At 66.0% G+C, this 22,438-nt stretch carries 20 protein-coding genes and 1 pseudogene; 6 read left to right on the plus strand and 15 right to left on the minus strand.

All coding sequences use genetic code 11. The features are described 5' to 3' along the window. Positions 1-29 precede the first annotated feature (29 nt). The 4 genes from hemL to hemB all read right to left on the minus strand — a co-directional run bounded on the left by hemL (position 30) and on the right by hemB (position 5,229). The gene (hemL, locus tag KM295_RS01190) at positions 30-1,370 is read right to left on the minus strand and encodes a glutamate-1-semialdehyde 2,1-aminomutase (protein ID WP_256028035.1); all 1,341 of its coding nucleotides are present in this window, start codon (positions 1,368-1,370) and stop codon (positions 30-32) included. Positions 1,371-1,758: 388 nt separating this feature from the next. After that, a complete protein-coding gene (locus tag KM295_RS01195) occupies positions 1,759-2,205 on the minus strand; it encodes an Lrp/AsnC family transcriptional regulator (protein ID WP_256028036.1) in 447 nt (148 codons plus the stop codon). Positions 2,206-2,213: 8 nt separating this feature from the next. Further along, positions 2,214-3,917 carry an ammonium transporter gene (locus tag KM295_RS01200; RefSeq protein ID WP_256028037.1) on the minus strand — a complete coding sequence of 568 codons (1,704 nt, stop codon included), beginning with the start codon at positions 3,915-3,917 and terminating at the stop codon, positions 2,214-2,216. Positions 3,918-4,248: 331 nt separating this feature from the next. Then, positions 4,249-5,229, minus strand: a complete 981-nt coding sequence (gene hemB, locus KM295_RS01205; protein WP_256028038.1) for a porphobilinogen synthase — start codon at positions 5,227-5,229, stop codon at positions 4,249-4,251. Positions 5,230-5,347: 118 nt separating this feature from the next. Here hemB and KM295_RS01210 point away from each other — a divergent pair, with 118 nt between their 5' ends. Next, positions 5,348-5,815 carry an MGMT family protein gene (locus KM295_RS01210; RefSeq protein WP_256028039.1) on the plus strand — a complete coding sequence of 156 codons (468 nt, stop codon included), beginning with the start codon at positions 5,348-5,350 and terminating at the stop codon, positions 5,813-5,815. A gap of 18 nt (positions 5,816-5,833) precedes the next feature. Here KM295_RS01210 and KM295_RS01215 read toward each other — a convergent pair whose 3' ends face one another. From KM295_RS01215 to mct, 8 genes are all read right to left on the minus strand, one after another. After that, positions 5,834-6,925, minus strand: a complete 1,092-nt coding sequence (locus KM295_RS01215; protein ID WP_256028040.1) for a DUF4350 domain-containing protein — start codon at positions 6,923-6,925, stop codon at positions 5,834-5,836. Further along, positions 6,918-7,931: a S49 family peptidase gene (locus tag KM295_RS01220; RefSeq protein ID WP_256028041.1), complete on the minus strand. Its 1,014-nt coding sequence runs from the start codon at positions 7,929-7,931 to the stop codon at positions 6,918-6,920. The genes KM295_RS01215 and KM295_RS01220 overlap by 8 nt, the downstream gene beginning before the upstream one ends. Positions 7,932-8,020: 89 nt before the next feature. Next, entirely contained in the window at positions 8,021-9,412 is a 1,392-nt protein-coding gene (locus KM295_RS01225; RefSeq protein WP_256028042.1) for an ABC transporter ATP-binding protein, read from the minus strand. After that, positions 9,405-10,505 (minus strand): ABC transporter ATP-binding protein, encoded by a 1,101-nt coding sequence (locus KM295_RS01230; RefSeq protein WP_256028043.1) that lies wholly within the window; start codon positions 10,503-10,505, stop codon positions 9,405-9,407. The genes KM295_RS01225 and KM295_RS01230 overlap by 8 nt, the downstream gene beginning before the upstream one ends. Next, complete coding sequence (locus KM295_RS01235) at positions 10,502-11,698, minus strand: ABC transporter permease (protein WP_256028044.1); 1,197 nt, start codon at positions 11,696-11,698, stop codon at positions 10,502-10,504. The genes KM295_RS01230 and KM295_RS01235 overlap by 4 nt, the downstream gene beginning before the upstream one ends. Before the next feature lie 5 nt (positions 11,699-11,703). After that, positions 11,704-12,678: an ABC transporter permease gene (locus KM295_RS01240; RefSeq protein ID WP_256028045.1), complete on the minus strand. Its 975-nt coding sequence runs from the start codon at positions 12,676-12,678 to the stop codon at positions 11,704-11,706. Between the two features lie 40 nt (positions 12,679-12,718). Further along, complete coding sequence (locus KM295_RS01245; protein ID WP_256028046.1) at positions 12,719-14,617, minus strand: ABC transporter substrate-binding protein; 1,899 nt, start codon at positions 14,615-14,617, stop codon at positions 12,719-12,721. Between the two features lie 103 nt (positions 14,618-14,720). Then, positions 14,721-15,890, minus strand: coding sequence for a succinyl-CoA:mesaconate CoA-transferase (mct, locus tag KM295_RS01250; RefSeq protein ID WP_256028047.1), 1,170 nt, complete (start codon positions 15,888-15,890; stop codon positions 14,721-14,723). Between the two features lie 162 nt (positions 15,891-16,052). On the opposite strand from mct, the gene glmS reads away from it, so the two are divergent. From glmS to mch, 4 genes are all read left to right on the plus strand, one after another. Further along, positions 16,053-16,493, plus strand: a complete 441-nt coding sequence (gene glmS / locus KM295_RS01255) for a methylaspartate mutase subunit S (RefSeq protein ID WP_256028048.1) — start codon at positions 16,053-16,055, stop codon at positions 16,491-16,493. A gap of 22 nt (positions 16,494-16,515) precedes the next feature. Beyond that, entirely contained in the window at positions 16,516-17,949 is a 1,434-nt protein-coding gene (locus KM295_RS01260; RefSeq protein WP_256028049.1) for a methylaspartate mutase subunit E, read from the plus strand. Next, positions 17,950-19,245 (plus strand): methylaspartate ammonia-lyase, encoded by a 1,296-nt coding sequence (locus KM295_RS01265; RefSeq protein ID WP_256028050.1) that lies wholly within the window; start codon positions 17,950-17,952, stop codon positions 19,243-19,245. A 198-nt stretch (positions 19,246-19,443) separates the two neighbouring features. After that, positions 19,444-20,520 carry a 2-methylfumaryl-CoA hydratase gene (mch, locus tag KM295_RS01270; protein WP_256028051.1) on the plus strand — a complete coding sequence of 359 codons (1,077 nt, stop codon included), beginning with the start codon at positions 19,444-19,446 and terminating at the stop codon, positions 20,518-20,520. Between the two features lie 173 nt (positions 20,521-20,693). Here the strand turns inward: mch and KM295_RS16965 are convergent, their stop codons facing one another. From KM295_RS16965 to KM295_RS01280, 3 genes and pseudogenes are all read right to left on the minus strand, one after another. Next, positions 20,694-20,834: a hypothetical protein gene (locus tag KM295_RS16965; protein ID WP_418904725.1), complete on the minus strand. Its 141-nt coding sequence runs from the start codon at positions 20,832-20,834 to the stop codon at positions 20,694-20,696. A 19-nt stretch (positions 20,835-20,853) separates the two neighbouring features. Then, positions 20,854-21,045, minus strand: a pseudogene (locus KM295_RS01275) (hydrogenase expression protein); the annotation flags it as partial. Positions 21,046-21,156: 111 nt separating this feature from the next. After that, positions 21,157-21,900, minus strand: coding sequence for a beta-ketoacyl-ACP reductase (locus KM295_RS01280; protein ID WP_256028052.1), 744 nt, complete (start codon positions 21,898-21,900; stop codon positions 21,157-21,159). 116 nt (positions 21,901-22,016) lie between these two features. On the opposite strand from KM295_RS01280, the gene KM295_RS01285 reads away from it, so the two are divergent. After that, positions 22,017-22,370 (plus strand): Cdc6/Cdc18 family protein, encoded by a 354-nt coding sequence (locus KM295_RS01285; RefSeq protein ID WP_256028053.1) that lies wholly within the window; start codon positions 22,017-22,019, stop codon positions 22,368-22,370. Positions 22,371-22,438 lie beyond the last annotated feature (68 nt).

Below are 22,438 nucleotides of genomic sequence, written 5' to 3' on the forward strand. Positions count from 1 at the left end.
GTTCGTTCCCTCGATCACAGGAAGGAAAATCAAAGCGCTTCCTTGTAGGCCTCCAGCGTCTCCTCGACGTCGGCCTCGGTGTGGCCGTAGGAGACGAAGTTCGACTCGAACTGGTTCTGTGAGACCAAGATTCCCTGTTCGCGCATCGCGGGCCGGAACAGCCGCGCGTACCGGTCGGTCTCGGCGCGGTAGATATCGGTCCCCCGCTTGGGACAGCCCCCGTAGCGGTCGCAGTCCGGATCCTGCCGGCAGCCGTTCCGACAGGACTCCCCCTGCGGCTCCCCGTCGCACCGCGTGAAGACGAGCTTGAAAAACGAATCCGAACCGACGACGGTGTACTCGGGGGCGTAGTCGGCGACGATCTCCGAAAGCCCCTCACGGAGCTGTCGCCCCAGCCCGTTGACGTGCTCGTAGACGTCGTTTTCGGCACAGAACCTCAGCGTCTCGAGGCCGGCGGCCATCGTCACCGGATTCCCGGAGAAGGTCCCGGCCTGGAAGACGTCGCCGGACGGCGTGAACTGCTCGATATACTCGGTCTTGCCGCCGATCGCGCCGACCGGGAAGCCGCCGCCGATGATCTTGCCGAAGGTCGTGAGGTCGGGGTCGACGTCGAACTCGCTTTGAGCACAGCCCAGCCCGCCGACGCGGAACCCGGTGATGACCTCATCGAAGATCAAAAGCGAGCCGTGCTCATCACAGAGGTTCCGAAGCATCCCGTGGTAGCCGTCGACCGGATAGACGATGCCCATGTTCGCCTGGACCGGTTCGACGAGGACGGCGGCGATGTCCTCGCCGTGTTTCTCGAAAGCGGCCTCGGCGGCCTCGGGGTCGTTGAACGGGACCGGAACGGTGTTTTCCGCGAAGGCCTGCGGGACGCCCGGGCTCGACGGTTCCGTCCCGTCGGCGTCGCCCTCGACGAGCGTCGACTCCTGGGCGCCGTGGTAGCCGCCCTGCATGATGACGATCTTGTCCCGACCGGTGACCGCCCGCGCGAGCCGGCAGGCCGACACCGTCGCCTCCGTCCCGCTGTTGACAAACCGGATCATCTCCACCCCAGGGACGTGCCGGCAGACGAACTCGGCGTGTTCGACCTCGATTTCGCTGGGCATCCCGTACATCGGCCCTTCGGCGGCCCGAGATTGGATCGCCGCCTGCAGTTTCTCCGGCATGTCGTGGCCCAAAAGCAGGGGGCCGAGCCCCTGGATCCAATCGATGTACCGGTTGCCGTCGGCGTCGACGACGTGGCCGCCGTCGCCGTGATCGACGAAGATCGGGTACGGCTGGGGAGCCGCCCGGACCGACGAGTTGACGCCGCCGGGCATGACCGAAAGCGCCCGATCGTACAGCGACCGTGAGGCTTCGTGGTTCATGTCCGACCGTATTCTCCCTGACGGGAAAGGCGTTATCGTCCGTCGTGGAGGATCGATCGGCGGGGGATGGTACGTTCGCATTGTTTTAGGACAGAGTATCGGACAGACAGTGAGTGTTCGGGCAGTCGATGGACATTATTGCGCCGTTCGGCCGATTTTTGATAACGAAAGACCGAGACGTATTCGCCGCGAGCGCTCGCGGCTATCGGCACAGCACCGCAGAAAGCGAACCGGAACGGCTGGCAACCGTCGGTTCCTCCGTGGGGGTCCCCCCGGACCCCCGTCATGTTTCTTCCGAAACGGTGGTCGGCCCGTCGGGCCGAGGCCGGGATAGTAAAAACGTATCCGCCACCCCGAAACGTTCGAGGGCCATCCCCACCCGTCCGTCTCACCCGTCGACGATCGGCGAGCCGCCTTCGAGTTGCACCGATCGAACGCGGTCGGTCTCGACACGACGGATGTCGGTGTCGTCGTGGAGGCCACAGAGACAGCTCGTCATCGCCGCCTCGGTGCCGAACTTCCCGACCGCGAACACGGTGTCTGTGTCGCTCATCTGATAGACCGTGACGAACGACGGCTGCTCGCGGAGCCGGGCGGTTACCTCGTCGATCGTGCCGAGTTCGACCACGAGCCGGAAGATCACCGTCTCGTAGCCGAACTGGCTGTAGTCGATCGTCGCGGCGTATCCCTCGATCGTCCCGCGTTCCTCCAGCGCCGCCAGGCGTTTCTGGACGGCCGTCGGCGCCGCGTCGGTCGCCGCCGCGAGATCGCGGACGTCGGCGCGACCGTTTCGGCACAGCGCCGCGACGAGCTGTTCGTCCAGCGACTTCGTCATCGACACGGTCAGACCGCGTCGGGACCGACCTCGCCGGTCCGGATTTGGTAAGCCTCCTCGACCGGGAGGACGAACACCTTACCGTCACCGGGTTCGCCGGTCTTTGCGGCGTCGCTTATCGCCTCGGCGACGTCCGCCGCGGGGATGTCGTTGACGACACACTCGACTTTGACCTTCTGATGGAGGTCGACGCTGTACTCCTCGCCGCGCCACTGGCCGGTCTTTGCGGGCTGGGATCCCCGCCCGGAGACGTTCGTGACCGTAAGCGAGGGCGCGCCGATCTCCGCGAGCCCCTCCTTGACGTCCGAGAGCTGGTCCGGGCGGATGAAGGCCATGACCAGTTTGATATCGTCTTCGGGCTGACCGCCGTCGGTCCGGATGCGGTCGTCGGACGGCTCCGTGTAGCCGCCGTCGGTCCGGATGACGTCCTCGGAGGCTTCCGGGCCGCCGTCGGTCGCCAGCGAGTCGCGACCACCGAACTCGGGGTAGGTGTCGACGCCGTGTTCGGAGACATCGAGGCCGTCCTGCTCGTGTTCGGGGGAGACGCGGGCCTGTCCAATGGCCTTGAACACGTACCAGACGATGGCGGTCGCAGTGATCGTCCACCCGCCGATGATAACGACGCCGACCAACTGAGCGATGAACTGGGTGGCGATCGAATCGACGGTGCCGGGCAGCGCGACGAACGGCATCAGGAGCGCACCGAGTACGCCCGCGCTACCGTGAACGGGAAAGACCGCACAGACGTCGTCGATCTTGAGCTGGTTCGAAACGAAGCTGAAAACGATCGGCAACTGTGCGCCCGCAAGGATGCCGACGACGAACGCGCCCCACCAGGTGGTCGTGTTCGGGATCGCCGTGATCGCGGCCAGTCCGGCGAGCATCCCGTTGGCGGTGTAGAGGGTGTCGACCTTGCCGGATCTGAAAAGCGAGACGGCGGCGGAGCCGACCGCGCCCATGCCCATGGCGACCGTCGTGGTCATTGCGACCTGACCGAGCGTGTTCGCACCGGCGCCGCCGGTGTCGAAGGCACCCGCAGTACCGACGTTGAACCCGTACCAGCCGAAGCAGAGCATGAGCGTTCCCAGCACCGCGAACGTCATCGAGTGGCCGGGGATGATGTTCACCGAGCCGTCGCCGTCGTACCGATCCATCCGCGGTCCTAGGATGGCCGCGGCGGTGAGTCCGGCGATTCCGCCCATACCGTGGACGATCATCCCGCCGGCGAAGTCAGCGAACGGGGCGCCGACGAGCTGTTCGACGAGCCCGGTTTCGGGTGCCGCCCAGGTGAACGCCGTAATCATCGGGTAGATCACGGCCGCCAGAAGGAACGTGTAGGCGATGTACGCACGGAGCTTCGCGCGTCCGGCGACGGCCCCCGAGACGATCGTCGCCGCAGTCATCGCGAAGACAGCCCCGTACAACCAGCCGACGTACCCGCCCGCGCCGGCAGCCGGCGAAAAGCCGGCGCCGCTCATCAGACTCTCGAATCCGGTGCCGATGACGAAAAACACCGTGACACCGACCGACCACGTCAGCATGTTCTTCGTCAGCTGGTTCGCGACGTTCTTCGAGCGCACCTGCCCCGCTTCCAGCATCGCGAAGCCGGCGTGCATGAAGAAAATGAGGAACGTCACCGTCAGGATCCACGTTTCGTTGATCGCGGCCTCCATCGCTTCGGCGCTGGCCTGCATCGGGATCGCCTCGATCATCTTTCCACCTCGGTTACACTACCGCAAGTATTTTCATGAACGTCCATACTTTCGAGTTTTTCCGCTACGTTCGTAGCTTGCATTACGTGATATCCTCATGGAACAGACCTATATAAATCTTGGAGTTTACATTGGCGTTTTTCTTACTTCCTAAGTGAACGACCGTCTGATATAGGGGATAATAATAGCAATATAAGGACGTAAACCGTCCGGAAATAGACAGACTATACAGTCTATTCTTGGACGTTTGTTACCCCAGAACGGAGCATTCCCGACCGTTCGGCCGGGAGTTCGGCTCGCGCGCGGTCGACGGTCGGCGATCGGAGCCGAACTAGAGCCTGTCGGCGATGTCCTCGGCGAAGTACGTCAAGATTAGATCCGCACCGGCCCGTTTGATCGACAGAAGCGACTCGTAGGCGGCCTCCTCGAGCGAGAGCCACCCGTTCCCGGCGGCAGCCTGCAGCATCGCGTACTCCCCGGAGACGTTGTAGGCGGCGATCGGGTGATCGAACTCCGCCCGAAGCGTCGAGACGATATCGAGATACGCCAGGGCAGGTTTGACGATCAACACGTCGGCGCCCTGCTCGACGTCGAGGCGGACCTCCCGGACCGCCTCCCGGGCGTTGGCGGGATCCATCTGGTAGTGGCGGCGGTCGCCGAACGCCGGCGCCCCGTCGGCAGCGTCGCGGAAAGGCCCATAAAAGGCCGAATTGTACTTCGCCGCGTAGGACATGATCGATCGGTCCTCGTAGCCGGCCCCGTCGAGGGCGTCCCGGATCGCGCCGACCATCCCGTCTATCATGCCCGAGGGGGCGAGCATGTCGGCCCCGGCGTCGGCGTGGGAGACGGCGATCCGCCGAAGTCGATCCAGCGTCGCGTCGTTGCGGACGGTCAGCTCCGGATCCGTCGCCGCGTTCTCCTCGACGATCCCACAGTGGCCGTGGTCGGTGTACTCACAGAGACAGACGTCGGTCGCGACGTAGACGTCCGTCTCGGCAGTGATCCGGCGGACCGCCCGCTGGACGGCGCCGTCCTCGGCCCATGCACGGCTCCCCTCGGCGTCCTTCGACTCGGGGATCCCGAACACCATCACGGCCTCGACGCCGGTGTCGGTGATCTCGCGGACGCGGGCGACGCTTTCCTCGACCGGTACGCGTTCGTGGCGAGGCATCGATTCGATTTCGGCCCGTTCGTCGGCGGTCGCGTCGATGAAGATCGGCGCGATGAGATCGTCCGCACGCACGTCGGTCTCGCTGACCAGCCCGCGGACGCCGTCGGTTCGGAGGCGTCTGGGGCGCTCGGTGAGATCCATACCGGACGTGAGACATCGTCGCCAAAAGACCCGTCGCTGTCGATCCGCCCATGTTATTGACCCACACGAACGGCAGGGGATGCCGTATCTTCAAGCCGCCGCCCGCCGAAGGACCGGCATGAACGCCCAGCCCGAAGCGGGGATCTACGCCCGCGAGTCGTCGTATCTGGAGCGGTACGTCCAGTTCGGTGCCGCCGGCGGTCGCGTCCTGTCGGTTTCGTTCCCAGAGACGGCCGACCCGGAGGCGGGGACGGACCACCCACTCCTGGACCGGATGGACGCGTACCTCGAAGGAACGGCAGAGGACTTCGAGGACGTCGACGTCGCGATGACGATGCCGACCGACCGCCGGGAGATCCTTGAAACCCTCCGGACCGTCCCGTACGGCGAAGAGATCACCGTCGAGGCGCTCACGCGGATGACGGCCGGTCTCGACCCCGAGACGGAGGCCGATCGCCGCCTGGTTCGGACGGCGCTCTCGGAGAACTCCGCGCCGCTTTTCATTCCCGACCACCGGGTCACCGACGGACCGAGCGCCGCGCCGCCGTCCGTCGAGGTCCGGCTCCGGTCCATCGAGGGGCTCTGAGGCCGGGACGGGACGGCGCTATCGACCTCCTAGCGCGAACTCGACCACGTAGCCGAGGAACTCCTCGGTGTCGGCGACGTTGTGGTTCGTCTCGGAGAGGAACCGGACGTTCCCGACCGCCATGACGTTCCCGTCCTCGACCGCGACGGGGTAGGTGTCGGCGGACCCGCCGTCGGAGAGTTCCGTCGTCCCCGGCGTCCGGAGGAGTACCGTCGCGTCCTCCGACTCGACGCGGGTCGCGGTCGGGAGAACGACGCGGTCGAGTTCCAGTTCCGAGGCCGCCGCGGTCGGTTCCGCGAACACGTGCCGGTACGTGGCGTCGTGGTCGGCCGTATCGTAGAGATAGCGGTTCCCGAAGACGATACCGTACTCGCCCGCGACCGTCCGCATGTCGGTCTGGACCGTCTGCAGGGACGTCCCGAGTACGGCCCTCGCGACCTCGATACGGTCGGGGCTCCCGAGGAGGATCAGCCGGCCGCCGTCGTCGGTGAACTCCCTGATCGCCTCTACCTCTTCCTCGTCGAACCCGGAGCGGGGTGCGACGAGGACGTACGCGTCGGCGTCGGCCAGCGCATCCTCGAGGTCCTCGGCGTCGCTATCGGCGTCGGGGCCGCCGTTCCGGAAGCGAACCTTGTGGCCGGCCGTCGTCGTCGCGGCGACGAACGGTCTGATGTCGGCCTGTTCGAACGCTCCCGTCTGCTCTATCAGGACCGTGCGTCGATCGGCGCCGCCGCCGACGGTGAGGTTCGACGGGACGGTCACGTCCCCCTCGGCGGCGGTTCGATCGACACGGACGTCGTTCACGAACGGGTCCGGCGGCTCGGTAGGATCGGGGGCATCCTCGATCGATTGTGTCGTCGGGCCCGGGGGAACGACGGCGCCGGCGATCGCCGCGACGGCGAGAACGCCGAACACGATCACGACACCGACGACGAGACGACTGCGCACGTCGGGAGCCGTATCGTCGGGTCCGTCCGTGGGTTCGTCGGCACCGTCCGGGGGGCCCGGTTCGGCGGGAGTCCCCGTTCCGGCGTTCCGGTCGCGATCGATCGCCGTAGCGTCCGAGGGTTCCGCTTCGTCGGCGGTGTCCTCCGGCGGCCCGTCACTCATCGGTCTCACCCCCCGCCGACCGCCCGTCGGTTCCGTCGGTCGTCGGCTCCGGCTTCGACTCGTCGCGGACCGCCGTATCCGCCGGTACCGCGTATTCCGCGGGGATCGCGAGGTAGTTCCCCGCCCCCGTGCCCGGCGTTCCCTGTCCCGTGAGATACGACGGCGAGACGAGCTCTTTGTCGGGCGTGTCGGCGGCGACGTAGTTGGCCTGGGCGACGAACCGGACGGTGCCCTCACCCCGCAGGACGGTGACGGCGTACTCCTCGAGCCCGGCCAGCTCGGCGGCCCTCGTGATCGCGCGCTTTCGCCCGCCGATCCGGTCGACGAGCCCGAGTTCGTTCGCCCGCGTCCCCGTATAGGAGTTCGCCTCCGTGAGTTCGCTCTGTGCGAGTTCGAGTTCCTCGCCGCGGTGTTCGTAGATGGCGTTCGCGAAGGCGTTGCCGATCTCCGCCCGCTGGTAGGCGAACTCCCGGGTGTCGTCCGGGGCGGCCTTCGAGGGTCCGGTCGTCAGGATGATGTCGTTCGGTTCGACGTCCGGCGGCATCGGGACGATAACGCCGACGCTCCCGACGCTGGAGGCCGGCTTCGCGTATATCTCGTCGCTCGGGGCGGCGGCGTAGTACGCCCCGGACAGCGCGCCGGCGTCGACGGCCGCGACGACGGGCATCTCCTCTGCGGTCCGGCTGACGCTGAGATAGAGCTCCTCGCTGGCCGCCGCGCTTCCCCCGCCGCTGTTCAAAAGCAGGACGACCGCCTCGATGTCGGGATCGTCTCGCGCCCGCGAGAGCTGTGCGGTTATCCGCTGTTCGTTCGGGCCGTCGATCGTGCCAGCCACCGGGACGACAGCGACCTCTGTGGGTTCCGAGGGGGCGGCGAAGAACACGACAGGGGCGAGAGACAGCCCGACGACGAGCGCGACGACGACGACGAGTACGTACGACCGAGCGAGACGGCGGAGAAACGCGTCGGCGGTGTCGACGGCGCCGACAAGTCGGTTGGAAGCCATATGACACCACGTATCATTCGCCGATCCTCAAATAACGACCGGATGCGGCCCGTATTGTGACGAGGAGGGAGACGAGTGACCGAGAGACGCTATCGGTCGTCGGTAGCAGGGTCAGGGGCAATCGGCCGGCCCTCCGGGCGGTGACGGAGACACGACGACCGATGGCCGTTTCCGTGGTCCGTCCACCCCGGAACGGTCGTCTCACACGGGGTCACGATCACCGAGGCGAGTCGTTCGGCGGCGGCCTCGGTGTCCCCCTCGAGGAGTTCCCCGATGGCGTCCCCGAGCGCCCGTTCCGCCGTCGGATCCGACAGCCGCCTCGGGAGATCGAACTCGTCTCTGATCCGTTCTGCGACCGACACCGCCCCCTCGGCTACGGGATCGCCCTCCTCGGGCGCCGCGTCGGTCGCGGCGCGGTCCCGGAGGGATTCGATATCGATCGCCCCGGAGACGACCAGTTCCCGGAAATCGAGCAGCCGTCGCCAGACGGGCTGTTCGAGATCGATCCCCTCGGGCTGGATGACCCGGTGACACCGCGTGTGGAAGCGACACCCGTCGGGCGGATCCGCGGGGTCCGGAACGGCGCCCGACAGCTCGATCCGCTCGCGCTCGGCACGCGGGTCCGGGGTCGGGACGGACGACAGAAGCGCCTCGGTGTAGGGGTGTTGCGGCTCGGCGAAGATCTCCTCGACGGGACCGACTTCGACGAGTTCACCGAGATACATCACCGCGACCCGATCGCAGATACGCTCGATGACGGACATGTCGTGGCTGATAAAGAGCAACGACAGCCCGAACGTCGCCTGGAGCTCCTCGATCAACGAGAGGACCTCCGCCTGCACCGACATATCGAGCGCCGAGACCGGCTCGTCGGCGATGACGAGATCGGGGTTCAACACGAGCGCCCGCGCGAGCGCGACCCGCTGTTTCTGGCCGCCGGAGAACTCGTGGGGGTACCGGTCGTAATCCGTCGCGGAGAGCCCGACCCGTTCTAAGAGGTTCTCGACGATGCCCCGGCGCCGTCGCCCGTCGGTCATCCCGTGGACGGAAAGTAACTCGGCGACGGCGCTGCCGACGGTCATCCGCGGATCGAAACTCGAGGCCGGGTCCTGAAAGATCATCTGGACGTCCCGGCGGAAGGCTTTCAGCTCGGCCCGATCGAACCGGGTGACGTCGTTCGGGTGGGTCCCGTCGTCGTTCCGTTCGGCACGCCCGCGGCCGTCGCCGTTGAAGATCACCTCGCCCCCGGTCGGCTCATCGAGGCGGACGATCGACCTCGCGGCCGTCGATTTCCCACAGCCCGACTCGCCGACCAGCCCGAGCGTTTCGCCGGGGTATATTTCGAAGCTGATCCCGTCGACGGCCCTCGTCGTCCCGACCCGTCTGGAGAGAAAGCCCTCCTCGATCGGGTAGTGCTTTTCGAGGTCCCGGACCGAGAGCAACGGTTCGCCGGATCCGGCCGGACCGCCGCGTTCAGTCATCGGTGGATCGCGCCTCCTCGTCGGCGTCGTCCGAGGACACCCCGGTCGGGCCCTCGGGGCTGACGACCGAACTGTCCCGCCCCTCCCGGTAGAACACACACGACACGGAGTGGCCGGGCTCGATCTCGGTTTCGAGGGGCTGGCCGTCCCGGTGACACGCGTCGATCGCGTGCGGACAGCGGGGGGCGAACCGACAGCCGTCGGGCGGCGCCGTCGGCTCCGGCAGCGATCCCCCGATCCCGCTGATCTCGTTGCCCCGCCCCGGCAGACACTCCAAAAGCGCCCGGGTGTAGGGGTGGCCGGGACGCTCGAAGATATCCAGGACGGTTCCCCGCTCCATCACCTTCCCGGCGTACAGCACCACGATCCGGTCGGCGATCTCGGCGACGACACCCAGATCGTGCGTGACGAAAAGCACCGCCATGTCGAACTCCGTTTTGAGTTCCTCGAAGAGATCGAGAATCTGTGCCTGCACCGTCACGTCGAGGGCGGTGGTCGGCTCGTCGGCCACGAGCAGGTCCGGATCGCCGACGAGCGCCATCGCGATCATGATCCGCTGTTTCTGGCCGCCGGAGAACTCGTGGGGGTAATCGTCGAACCGAGAGCTGGCGTTGGCGATCCCGACCCGATCGAGGAGGTCGATCGCCCGCGCTCTGGCCGCCGCCTCGGGGACGTCCTCGTGGACCCGGATCGCCTCGACGAGCTGCCAGCCGACCGTATAACAGTGGTTCAACGCGTTCTGGGGGTTCTGGAAGACGTGGGCGATCTCGTGGCCCCGGATCGATCGGATCGTCGCCTCGTCGGCCGAGAGGAGGTCCTGCCCTTTGAACCGAACCGTCCCCTCGATTCGTCCCGGCGGCGACTGTACGAGCCGGGTGATCGACTCGACGGCGACGGTCTTGCCCGACCCGGACTCGCCGACGAGACAGACGGTCTCGCCCGCCCGGACGGTGACGTCGATCCCGTCGACGGCGACGAGCGTTCCCGAATCGGTGCCGAAGGTCGTCCGGAGCCCCTCGATCTCGAGCAACGGCTCGTCGTTTCGCGTTTCGGTTTCGGCGTCCGGTGTCGGATCGCGGTCGTGTTCGCTCATCGTTCGGTCTCGGCCTCCGTCTGTGGATCCAGCGCATCGAGCAGCGCGTCGCCGAGGAAATTGAACGCCAGGATCGTGAGAAACAGCACGATCCCCGGCGCGAGGACGATCCACGGGGCGAACGCGAGATCGCTCCGGCCCGCGGAGATGAGCTGTCCCCACGAGGGCAGCTCCGAGTCACCCAACTCGAGGAAGGCGAGCTGTGCCTCCGCGAGCAGAAAGCCCGGAACGAGCAGCGTGAGTTGGGTGATGATACTGCTGGCGGTGTTGGGCACGACGTGGCGCCGGACGACGCGGTAGGTGCCCGCGCCGCTGAGCCGGCTGGCGTCGATGTAGGCCGCCTCGGCGACCGACAGCGACTTGCTGCGGACGTACCGGGCGGTCCCGCCCCAGGCGAAAAGCGAGAAGACGAAAATGAACATCCCCAGTCCGGCGCCGTAGATATAGAGGATCAAAAGGAACATCAGAAGTGTCGGGAACGACAGCACGATGTCGACGAACCGCATCAGGAGTTCGTCGACCCAGCCGCCGGCGTAGGCGCTTGCCGTCCCCACGGACACGCCGATAGCGGCGACGATCGTCGTCGTGATGAAAGCGATCTGGGTGCTGATCGTCATCCCGTAGACGATCGTCCTGAAGACGCCCTTCCCGCCGCGGGTGGTCCCCAGCGGGTACTGCCAGGTGCCGTAACACCGCCCGCCGCGTACCTCCCCGAGACACTGGGCGACGTTCGCCGCATCGATCGAGAGGAACACCGGTGGCTGGTGACCGGCGAGGACGTCCTGCTGGGGCGCGTTCAAAACGAGCGGTCCGAGAAGGCCGCCGACGAAGACGACGAGGAGCCACCCGAGGCTGACGACCGCCGGCCGGTTCCGCTTGAATTCCCGCCAGTAGTACCGCGTCATCCGGGGGTGTTGATACAGCGGCAAGACGAGATAGAAACAGAACAGAAGCAGCGTGAAGACGAACATGAAGTCGATACCCGACCAGTCGGCCTCGAGCCCGACGGCCCCGAAGGTGGCCTCCCGTTCGCCGACGAACCGCCAGTCGTAGGCGAACAGCGCGACGAGCGGGAGCGTCGTCGCGATCATCCCGAGGGAGTTGACCGAGAGATCGCGGCGTCTCGTGCCGGCGAGTTCGGTCCAGTCGACCTCGTCGAACCGGTCCGGTTTGTCCGTTTTTTCCGTTGCCATCGTTGTTATCTGTCGTCGTAGCTGATCCGCGGATCCAGTACGGTGAAGACGATGTCCTCGAGGAGGTTCCCGATCACCGCGATGAACGTAAATATCAGTGTCGAACCCAAAACGAGGTTGGTGTCCTGTGCGACGAGGGCGTCGAACGTCAGCCGGCCGAGCCCCGGGATGCCGAAGACGACTTCCACCAGAAGCGAGGAGCCGAGGAAGATCGCGAGCAGTTGCCCGACGAGCGTCGTCGAAAGCGGCACCAGCGTCGGCCGCATGACGTGGTAGGCGTAGGCCCGAAGCGGCGAGACGCCCTTCGCTTTGGCCGTCTTCATGAAGTCGGCGTTCCGGAACTCCGCGGACTCGTTTCTGGAGACACGCATGATCGCCCCGATCGAGCCGGTGACGAGAACGAACACCGGTATCGCGAGCTGTCTGACGTTTTCGAGGCTGAAGACCGCGACGTCCGTGTTGTAGACGACCGGGATCCAATCGAGCCAGACGCCGAACAGCAAAAGCAGGATGATCCCGAAAAAGAAGTTCGGGATCGCATAGCCGAAGAAGGCAAAGCCCGTCGCCAGATGGTCCTTCCAGCTGTACATGTTGGCCGCCGAGTACACCCCCACGAGCGGCCCGATCAGCATCGTCAGGATCGTCCACGGGACCGAGTACTGTGCGGTGTAATACAGCCCCTCCGAGAGCGCCTCCGTCACCGGCTGGCTGCGGTGTTCCGACCACCCCCATTCGAGGGTGTAGACGCCGGTGAGGAAATCGAGATATCTGACGTGGAGCGGTTCATCGAGGCCGCGAAGCTCCCGTTCCCGCTCGACCGCCTCTTGGGGGTCACCGCCCTCGAGAGCCGCCTGGGTCGCGGCCTCCTGGATCGCCGGGTTCGGTGCCGCCGCCATCAACACGAACGTGATGGTAACGATGACAAGCGAGACGACGGCGGCCCAGACGATCCGTGCGGCGACGTACCGTGGCAGTCCCATGCTGTCGTCAGCTCCGGAGATGGCGGTTCGGTCTCACGTTTCAGTCCTCGAGATACCAGCCGGCGAAGTCCCAGCCGTTCGAGAAGTCCTCAGTCGGTCCCCGGAGATCAGCGGTGTAGCCGGTGATACTGTCGCTGAACAGGAGCATGACGTAAGGCTGTTCGGACGCGAGGTTGATGAAGATTTCCTCGAAGGCCGTCGCCAACTCGTCTTCGGTTCTCGCCCGGCCCGCCTGCCGGAACAGCTCCTCGGCGTCGAACTCGGGGTAGTACCCGACCGGGTTGTACCGGGCGTCGGGGCCGTCGAAGAAAAACCGGTTCGTCAGCGGGTTCAGCGGGTAGGTGTTCAACCCGAAGACGAGGGACATATCCCACGCCTCGTTCGAGGTGACCGACCGCGGTCCGGGGTTGTTCGGCGTCGGGGCGTCCCACTCGACGGTCTCGCCGTCGATCGTGTCGGTTCCGCCCTCCGGTTCGGCCGTCCAGAAGTCACGGTCGAACCGAACGCCGTCGATCGCTTCGATCTCGACCTCGATGCCGAGGTTCCGGTTCAGTTCCTCGGCGACGAACTCCGCGACGAGCTGTGAGGTCTCCGAACCGGTGCTGTAGTAGAGATCGAGGACGGTCTGCTCGTTCTCCGGCGTGACGAGGGCGTCGCCATCGAAGCCGTAGTCGAACTCCGATTGCTCGAAGGCCGCTTCCGCACGCTCGCGGGCGGGGTCGGGGCCGTAGAGATCGCCCGTCCCGAACGTCGAGATCGCCTCGTCGCCGGGATAGAACTCCGAGAACCGCGGCTGCCAGGTGAAATGCGGCTGGGCGAGCCCCCGGTAGACGCCCCCGATGAGCTCTTCTTTGTTGATCGCACACGCGATCGCCTGCCGGAACTCGGTGATCCGAAAGAGGTTCCCGGGGCCGGCGTTCCAGCCGTTGTCCCGCATGTTGACCGAGAGGATCTGATTGAACGGCTGGGGGACCTGGAACACGTTGATGTCCGAGTTCGATTCGAAGTCCTCGAAGCGCTCGGGCGGGATCGACGCCGAATCCGCCTCGCCGGTTTCGAGCGCGCCGAGCCGGGAGGCCTGCTCCTCGACGACGTCGATCGTCGCCTCCTCGAAGTACGGCGCGTTCCCGAACAGGTCGGGCCCCGCCTCGATCTCCCGGAGGTAGTACTCGTCGTTGCGCGTGTAGCTCGTGCCCGCCCCGCGCTCCCACTCCTCGAGGGTGTAGGGACCGAGGTTCCCGGTGAACTCCAACTCCAGAAGCTCCTCGTCCTGCTGGAGTCCCTCGGTGTCTTCGGCCTCGACGTACGGTTCGAGCAGTCCTTTCGGGATCGGAAACAAAAGCGGGTCGAAGCTCTCGGGCCACAGCAGCCGCGGCTGCTGGAGTTCGGCCTGAAACTCGAGGTCGCCGGTCCGCTCGACGGTGACGCCCGCCCAGTTCGCGGCGCTGGCCGTGTTGGCCCAGTCGCTCTGGTGGAGTTCCTCGATCAGGTAGACGAACGATTCGGCGTCGACCGAACCGTAGGGGTCGCTGAACGTGAGGCCCTCCCGGATCTCGAACACCCAGACCTCGCCCTCGTCGGTGGTCATGTCGTACAGGAGAGGGAAGTACTCCCGGTTCGAATCGAAGGTGTACCCCTGATCCAGGGCCCGCCCGATCGCCGTTCCGGCCCCGGACTCGGTGTTGTACAGCGGGTTGAGCGTCGTGAACGACGCCCCCGTGACGGTGTCGTAGGACCCGCTCACCGACGGGAGTTCGTCGGTTTCCTCGGGGATCCCCTGTTCTCCGGAGGTATCGGTTCCGCCGCCGCTGCCGCCGTTTCCGTTCCCGTCGCCGCTGCTCCCACAGCCGGCCAGCGACGTCGCGGTTCCGACACCGAGCGCCGAAAGGAGCTGTCGCCGGGAGAGACCGCGGCGGCCGTCGAAGGTCGTTTCGTTCATCGATGTCTCGCTGTGGCACCTCCTACCACACGAGGGATTGAAAAAGTGTGTCCCTCCGGCAACCGCGACGGCGTCCGGCGGGGGTGACTCCGCCATCGGCGTATCAGTCGTTCGACGCGGCCCGGGCCGGTTCCAGAAGCTCCTCGCGGTGTTCGTCGAAAAGCGGCGCCCGCCCGCCGGGAGCTGGGTTCGTTTCGGACATCTTGATCGGCGACCCCGCGATCGTGACGGGTCGATCCGCACCGGGCTGTTCGACTTCAACGAGCATGTTCCGTGCGTTCGGGTGTTCATCCGCGAAAACGTCCGCCGTATCGTGGACGGGGGCGCTCGGCACCGTCCCTTCGAGTTCGTCGACGATCGCCCCGACGGACCGCTCGCGGGTCCAGGCGGCGATCTCGCCGCGGATCACGCTTCGGTTTTCGAGTCGGTCGTCGATAGACTCGTACTCGGCGGCGAGGTCGGGACGGTCCATCGCGGCACACAGCGCCCGCCAGTGTCTGTCGTTGAACGCGGCGATCACGACGTGGCCGTCGGCGGCCTCGAAAGCGTTGTAGGGGAACAACGTCGGATGGGCGTTTCCCCGCCGTGTCGGCGACTCTCCGGCATACGAATACTGATAGATCGACCGCTCGCACAGCGAGATCATGGCGTCGTACATTCCGGTGTCGACGAGCTGTCCCTCGCCGGTCCGTTCGCGGTGGTGGATCGCGGCCAGAATGCCCGCACAGTTCAGCGCCGCCGTAAAGAGGTCACCGACGCCGGGACCGACCTTCGTCGGCGGGCCGTCGGACGGTCCCGTGATCTCCATGACGCCGCCGAGCGCCTGGGCGATCAGATCGAACGACGGCTGGCCCTGACGCGGGCTCTCGCCGGTCCGGGGGTCGCCGAACCCACGGATCGAGCTGTAGATCAACTCGGGGTTGTGCTCGGCCAGCGTCTCGTAGCCGAGATCGAACTTCTCCATCGTTCCGGCGCGGTAGTTTTCCACGAGAACGTCCGCACGCTCGGCGAGCGAGAGGAAATCGCCCCGGTCGTCGTCCTCGTGGAGATCGAGGGCGATAGAACGCTTACCGCGGTTGACGCTCTGGAAGTATCCACCGTAAGGTTCGGCGTCGGGATCCTCCGCGAAGGGCGGGTTGGGACGGATCAGATCCCCGCCCGGACGCTCGATCTTTACCACGTCCGCACCCATGTCCGCGAGCAGCATCGTACAGTACGGGCCGGCCAACACCTGTGTCAGATCGAGGACGCGAAGGTCATCGAGCGCACCCATATCCTCGTTTGCCGTCCGGTGGGGTATAAAGTTCACTAATTATAATTTAGAATGTGATTAATCGACACACTGGGGTGACGCGTATATTAGAGTGTTTAAAGAATATTATCATTATAGATCATTAGGTTTATTGCACACCCAGCCATCGAATCCGGTACCGACATGGCGACGACAGTCATCCTCGGCGTGATCGGTTCCGACGCCCACGTCGTCGGGATCACGATCCTGGAACGGGCACTCGAGACAGCCGGCTTCGACGTCGTTAACCTGGGCGTACAGACGTCCCAGGAAGGGTTCGTCGAAGCAGCAGACGCACACGACGCCGAGGCAGTACTGGTGTCGTCGCTGTACGGCCACGCCGAACAGGACTGCCGTGGCTTCCACCGGAAGATCACGGCCGCCGGGCTGGACGTTACGACATACATCGGCGGCAACCTCTCGGTCGGACAGAACGACTTCGAGGAGACGCGAGAGACGTTCCGCGAGATGGGGTTCGATCGCGTCTTCGATTCCGAAGCCGGCCCGGAGGCGGCCATCACCGCCCTCAAGCGCGACCTCGGGATGCGAGAGGCGGAAGCCGAGCGGACTGCGATAAGCACCTGAGAGGACGGACACCGAGCATACGATGGTTCGCGACGAACGACTCACCGACGATCAGTTGCATCGCATCGACGAACGCGTCCGGTCGGCCTGGCCCACGGGTGCGGCGATCGACTTCGAAGACGCGATCGAGTACCACGAGACGCTCCCCGACCACAAACGGTTCGCGACGGTACTGGAATCGGCGGACAGGCCGTTACTGCAGCCCCGTGCCGGGGTTCCGAGGCTCGAAGAGCAGATCGACCTGCTGGAGCACCTCCGGACGGCTGGGGGGGCGGATCTCCTCCCGACGACGATCGATTCCTACACCCGGGACAACGAGTACGGGAAGGCCGAAGACGGGCTGGTCGAGGCCCGCGAGACCGGCGAGAATACGCTCAACGGATTCCCGGCGGTCAACCACGGCGTCGACGGCTGTCGAGAGCTGATCGAGGCCGTCGACGCGCCCGTGGAAGTCCGCCACGGAACCCCGGACGCTCGGCTGCTGGCGGCGATCACCTTCGCCGGCGGGTTCGAAAGCTTCGAGGGAGGGCCGATCTCGTATAACATTCCCTACACCAAAGAGCACGACTTGGCCGAGACGATCGAACACTGGCAGTACGTCGATCGGCTGGCCGGGGCCTACACCGAACGCGGCGTTACGATCAACCGCGAGCCCTTCGGCCCGCTGACCGGAACGCTCGTGCCGCCGTGTATCGCGATCGCGATCATGGTGATCGAGGGGATGCTCGCAGCCACGCAGGGCGTCCGCTCGATCACGCTCGGCTACGGGCAGGTCGGTAACATCGTCCAAGACGTCGCGGCGCTACATGCGTTGCGGGCGCTGGGCGAGGAGTATCTCCACGATGCGGTCTCGGTTACGACCGTCTTCCACGAGTGGATGGGGGGGTTTCCACCGGACGAAGCCCGCGCCAACGGGGTGATCGGGCTCGGCGCGATGACCGCCGCCGTCGCCAACCCCGATAAGGTCATCACCAAATCACCCCAGGAGTTCGAGGGCGTCCCGACCAAGGAGGCGAACGCCGCCGGACTGCGCACGACACGACAGCTAATCAACATGGTTATCGAACAGGACATTCGGATCGAGGGTGTCGACCGCGAATTGAACCTGATACAGAAAGCCAGCCGGGAGCTGATCGAGAGAGTGCTCTCGCTCGGCGACGGCGACGTGGCCCGGGGTACGCTTGCAGCCTTCGAGACGGGCGAACTCGACGTTCCGTTTTCTCCCTCCGACAGCGCGAAAGGCGACGTGCTCCCGGCCCGCGACGACGACGGTCGGGTCCGGATCTTCGAGTTCGCCGACCTCGCGCTCTCGGAGGAGGTCAAGGAGATCCACCGCAACCGACTGGACTCGCGCGCACGGACCGAAGGGCGCGAACAGACGTTCCGGATGGTTGCCGACGACGTCGACGCGATCAGCGACGGAATGCTCATCGGACGCCCGGCGGGGGGACGATAGATGCAGCCGAGTTCCGATCTCGAAATCGAAGCGGTTCGGGCGGTTCCGACGGTCGCCGGCTTTTTTTTCGACGACCAGCGGGCGATCAAGGCCGGCGCCGAGGCCGATGGCGCCACATACCGCGGCGAACCGACGACCGAGGGGTTCGATCGGATCCGCGAGGCCGGCGAAGCGCTGTCGGTCGAGATCGAACTCTCCGATGGCACGACTGCCACGGGCGATTGTGCCGCGGTCCAGTACTCGGGTGCCGGCGGGCGGGATCCGCTGTTTCGGGCCGAACGCTACCGTCCGGTCGTCGAAGACCGCATCGCCGGGACGCTCGTCGGGCGCGATCCGGCCGACTTCGGGATGTTGGTCGACGAAACCGGGGCACTACCCGGCGAACGAAGCGGCGGCGGTCAGCTTCACACCGCGGTCCGGTACGGCGTCTCCCAGGCGTTGCTCGAGGCCGCGGCGACGGCGCGGCGGACGACGAAAACGGACGTGATAGCCGACACCGTCGGGAGCGAACCCGCGACCGAACCGGTCCCGGTTTTCGGCCAGTCGGGCGACGAGCGACGGGCCAACGCCGAGAAGATGCTGCTGAAGCGTGTCGACGTGCTTCCACACGGCCTGTTCAACAGCGTCCGGAAGGTCGGGAAGGACGGCGAACGACTGCTCGAGTATCTCTCGTGGCTCTCGAACCGGGCCGGAGAACTCGGCGACGAGGACTACTCGCCGCGGTTTCACATCGACGTCTACGGCATCCTCGGGAAGGTCTTCGGGCCGCCGTACGACAGCCCCGACGTCATCGAGTACTTCCGGGCGCTCCGTTCGGCCGCCGATCCGTATCCGTTGCAGATCGAAGGGCCGATGGACGCCGGCGGTCGCAAGGCCCAGATCGCCCGGATGTGCGAACTCAGAGACGGCCTGGCGGACGCGGGCCTCGACGTCGATCTCGTCGCCGACGAGTGGTGTAACACCCTCGAGGACGTCCGGGCGTTCGTCGACGCCGGCGCCGCCGACGTCATCCAGGTCAAAACGCCGGACATCGGCGGGATCCAGCGATCGGCGGCGGCCGTCCAGTACTGCGAGGGCACGGAGACTCGGGCGTATCTCGGCGGCACCTGCAACGAAACCGACCTCTCCGCGCGCGTCTGCGCTCACGTCGCGCTCGCGACCGACGCCGCACAGGTTCTGGCGAAACCCGGGATGGGGTTCGACGAGGGCTACATGATCGTCGAAAACGAGATGCGGCGGACGATCGCCAGACGAACCCGGACCGTACGGCGCCCGGGGGTGGCCGGTGACGCCTGATCCTATCCGGTCTACGGAGACCGACCGGCGGACCGAAAACACATCCGCCTTCGTTGTCCAATCGAACGGCTCGATGCACATGCGAAGACGGACAACAATACCCGACGGTGCCGGGGCGGATCGATCGCCTTCGGGTCGAAGCGAAGCGACCGGACCGTCCGGAGACCGGGCGATGATGTCCGAACGGAGTGGAACGCGATGACAGACTGGACCGATCCCGAGACGTTCGCCGCGGCGCTCGAAGCCGTCACGACGAAACAGAAGGGCAACCACTTCGAAGAGTTCACCGAGGGGGAAACGATCGAACACGCTCCGGGGCTCGGACTCTCCCGGCACGCCAGCGAACTGTGGGCGGGCCAAACGCTCAATCACGATCCGATGTACTGGCGGACCGACGCGGCCAGAGCGCGGGGCTTCGAGGAACCGCCGGTCCACCCCGATTACCTCCTCGCGGCGGTCATGGGGCCGAGCGTGGAGGACCTCTCGGAGAAAGGCGGATACTTCCTCGGTCGGGACGACGTCGTCGTTCACGATAACGCGGTCTATCCCGGGACGGACATCCGGGTCGAATCGACCGTCGAGAGCAAAGCGGCTTCGAGTTCACGCCCGGACTACGGCATCGTCACCTGGAGGACCCGCGGGATCGACACCGGGAGTGGCGACGTCCTCGTCTCCTACGAGCGGACCAACATGGTTCCCCGACGGGAACCGCTCGAAACCGACGGCGGCGGAACGGACGGATCGAGCTCGGAAGCCGACGGAACGCACACCGACCGAGAGGGATCGCTCCCGGTGGAGTTCCTCACCCCCGAGGGACCGTACTTCGAGGATTTCGCGGCCGCGCTGGCGACGGCCGGGGCGGACGCGGCCGTCGCATACCGGCACGAGCGGGGCCGGACGATGGACGATCCACTCGTTTCGGGACTCCCGCTGTCGACGCTGAACACCGCCCGCCAGCACCACAACCGAGACGCGATGGCCGACTCGCCGTCGGGCGAGATCGTCGCCTACGGCGACGTGACCCGATCCGTCGCGCTCGGACACGCCCGCTCGGACGAGGCGACCTATCGGGAGCTCGAATACGGCGAGGAGACGTTCCACGATTTCGTCACGCTCGGGGACACCGTCTACGGGTTCACGCGCGTCCTCGAAGTCGACGGCGACGCCGGCCCCGGCGGCGTGGGTCGGGTCAAATTCGAGCACATCGCGTTCAACCAACGCGAGAAACCGGTTTACTCCGGCACGCGGGCGGCGCTGATCGAACGCAGGGGCTGACCCGGCGCTGGCCCGGCAGCGCCGCAGCCGACGGATCGACCACGAACCGAACGTCAGAAACTCCGGGGAACGTCCCGCACGGCGCGTCGACTCGGCCGTCCGTTCCGGACCGCACCGGTCGTGGCTGCTCCGAAGCCGCCTGGCGGAGGCGTTCGTAGACCGACCACGAGGAGTCACCGCCCGGTGGTTCGAACGTTCCGCCGTCCAGTTCGACGCCCGAGCCGGTCTCGACCCGGCCGACGCGTTCGGCGGCCGTGCCGCGGCCGGAGAGCGCCGAGAAGGCCGCCCTCGGTCGCATCGTGCATCGCCGTCACCTCGCCGGCCGCGGCGGCGAGGAGGGCGTCCCGAAACGGCGACGTCGGCGAGAACGATCCCGACCGCGAACTCGCCGGCCCGCTCGAACCCCAACTCGGGCAACACCGACACCGGATCCGTCGCCGTCACGACCGCCCGGCCGCCGACCGAGACGACGCCGAAATCGACCCCGTGTGTCGGCCCCAGCGGTACGTCGTCCCGATCGGCTCCTCGAAGAACGCCCGCGGGATCTTGCCGGTTCCCATCGTCGGACGGTTCGGGCGCTGGGTTGTCAATCTGCCGCCGGGCGACGCCGGTTCCGTCGTCCGCCCGTGGGGGTAGCTACCACTCCATGCCGCCGTTGACACCGAGTACCTGCCCGGTCATGTAGCTCGAATCCCGGCTCGCGAGGAACCGGACGATGCCGGCGACGTCCTCGACCTGTGCGAACCGATCGAGGGGTATCCGTTCGAGGATGTTCTCCTGGACGCGGTCGGGAACATCGGCGAGCATGTCGGTCTCGACGAAACCGGGAGCGACGCAGTTGGCCGTCGACCCTTCGCTTGCGATCTCCAGGGCGATCGTCCGGGTGAAACCGAACAGCCCGGATTTCGTCGTCGCGTAGTTGGCCTGCCCGTAGTTTCCCTCCTGGCCGACGACGCTGGAGATGTTGATGAGCCGACCCTCGTCGGCCGACTGGATGTCGTCGTAACAGGCCTTCGTGCAGTTGAACACTCCGCCGAGGTTGACGTCGATCACCCGTTCCCACTCGTCTCTCGACATGTTATCGAACTTCGTGTCGGCGGTGATCCCCGCGTTGTTGACGAGCACGTCGACCCCACCGAACTCCTCCTCGATAGCCCCGTACATCGACTGGACCTCCCCGTAGTCCGAGACGTCGGCCCGGGCCAGCACCGCCTGCCCGGGTCCCGACTCGATCTCGTCGCGGACCTCGCGGGCGGCGGCCTCGGATGAGCGGTAGTTCACGACCACGTCCGCGCCGTGATCGGCTAACTCGAGGGCGATCCCGCGACCGATCCCTCTCGAGGCGCCGGTCACAAGACAGGTTCGATCGTCAAGCATCATAGACAGTATGAACACCATGTTTGTCATACTGTATCATAAAACTGGTCTGCGTCGCCGTTCGGCCGTCGAGTACGGACGGGGGAGGGTTTATTTTCTCCCCGATCGATGCATTCAGTATGTATGATCCCGAGTCGACGACGTTCGTCCAGCGGATCGTTCTCTGCTGTGTGATCGATCTCGCCGAGGACGACCGGACACCGGTCGATTCGGCCGCGATCAGGGAGACCGCACGGCGGCTCCTCGAGAACACCGAGAGCGCACCCATCGGGAGCGTCTCGGAGGCCGACGTGACCCGTGCGCTCAACGGCCTCGTCGGCGCGGAACTGCTCGAGGAGCACCGCTCCGATAACCGGTCGCCGGTCGGGAAAGGTCGCCCGACGTACAGACTCGGCGTCGATCCCGACGACCTCCGTGAAAAGCTCCATGAGGACGAGGAGATGGCGGCGCTTCTGAACTATAGTAGTCGGTAGAAGTCAGTGCAGATCCACTCGCGAGTGTCCGGCCAGCGTGGCTGTCGCTGGCCATCCGGCTGTGAGTG

The sequence above is a fragment of the Natronomonas aquatica genome, from assembly GCF_024449025.1.
Classification (GTDB): domain Archaea; phylum Halobacteriota; class Halobacteria; order Halobacteriales; family Haloarculaceae; genus Natronomonas; species Natronomonas aquatica.

What these genes read in the sequence shown, in the direction of transcription:
- hemL (WP_256028035.1), bottom strand. Translation starts at nt 1,370, where the DNA reads ATGAACCACGAAGCCTCACGGTCGCTGTACGATCGGGCGCTTTCGGTC.
- KM295_RS01225 (WP_256028042.1), bottom strand. Translation starts at nt 9,412, where the DNA reads ATGACTGAACGCGGCGGTCCGGCCGGATCCGGCGAACCGTTGCTCTCG.
- glmS (WP_256028048.1), top strand. Translation starts at nt 16,053, where the DNA reads ATGGCGACGACAGTCATCCTCGGCGTGATCGGTTCCGACGCCCACGTC.
- mct (WP_256028047.1), bottom strand. Translation starts at nt 15,890, where the DNA reads ATGGGTGCGCTCGATGACCTTCGCGTCCTCGATCTGACACAGGTGTTG.
- KM295_RS01215 (WP_256028040.1), bottom strand. Translation starts at nt 6,925, where the DNA reads ATGAGTGACGGGCCGCCGGAGGACACCGCCGACGAAGCGGAACCCTCG.
- KM295_RS01285 (WP_256028053.1), top strand. Translation starts at nt 22,017, where the DNA reads ATGTATGATCCCGAGTCGACGACGTTCGTCCAGCGGATCGTTCTCTGC.
- KM295_RS01265 (WP_256028050.1), top strand. Translation starts at nt 17,950, where the DNA reads ATGCAGCCGAGTTCCGATCTCGAAATCGAAGCGGTTCGGGCGGTTCCG.
- KM295_RS01195 (WP_256028036.1), bottom strand. Translation starts at nt 2,205, where the DNA reads ATGACGAAGTCGCTGGACGAACAGCTCGTCGCGGCGCTGTGCCGAAAC.
- KM295_RS01210 (WP_256028039.1), top strand. Translation starts at nt 5,348, where the DNA reads ATGAACGCCCAGCCCGAAGCGGGGATCTACGCCCGCGAGTCGTCGTAT.
- mch (WP_256028051.1), top strand. Translation starts at nt 19,444, where the DNA reads ATGACAGACTGGACCGATCCCGAGACGTTCGCCGCGGCGCTCGAAGCC.
- hemB (WP_256028038.1), bottom strand. Translation starts at nt 5,229, where the DNA reads ATGGATCTCACCGAGCGCCCCAGACGCCTCCGAACCGACGGCGTCCGC.
- KM295_RS01240 (WP_256028045.1), bottom strand. Translation starts at nt 12,678, where the DNA reads ATGGGACTGCCACGGTACGTCGCCGCACGGATCGTCTGGGCCGCCGTC.
- KM295_RS01245 (WP_256028046.1), bottom strand. Translation starts at nt 14,617, where the DNA reads ATGAACGAAACGACCTTCGACGGCCGCCGCGGTCTCTCCCGGCGACAG.
- KM295_RS01235 (WP_256028044.1), bottom strand. Translation starts at nt 11,698, where the DNA reads ATGGCAACGGAAAAAACGGACAAACCGGACCGGTTCGACGAGGTCGAC.
- KM295_RS01200 (WP_256028037.1), bottom strand. Translation starts at nt 3,917, where the DNA reads ATGATCGAGGCGATCCCGATGCAGGCCAGCGCCGAAGCGATGGAGGCC.
- KM295_RS01280 (WP_256028052.1), bottom strand. Translation starts at nt 21,900, where the DNA reads ATGATGCTTGACGATCGAACCTGTCTTGTGACCGGCGCCTCGAGAGGG.
- KM295_RS01220 (WP_256028041.1), bottom strand. Translation starts at nt 7,931, where the DNA reads ATGGCTTCCAACCGACTTGTCGGCGCCGTCGACACCGCCGACGCGTTT.
- KM295_RS01260 (WP_256028049.1), top strand. Translation starts at nt 16,516, where the DNA reads ATGGTTCGCGACGAACGACTCACCGACGATCAGTTGCATCGCATCGAC.
- KM295_RS01230 (WP_256028043.1), bottom strand. Translation starts at nt 10,505, where the DNA reads ATGAGCGAACACGACCGCGATCCGACACCGGACGCCGAAACCGAAACG.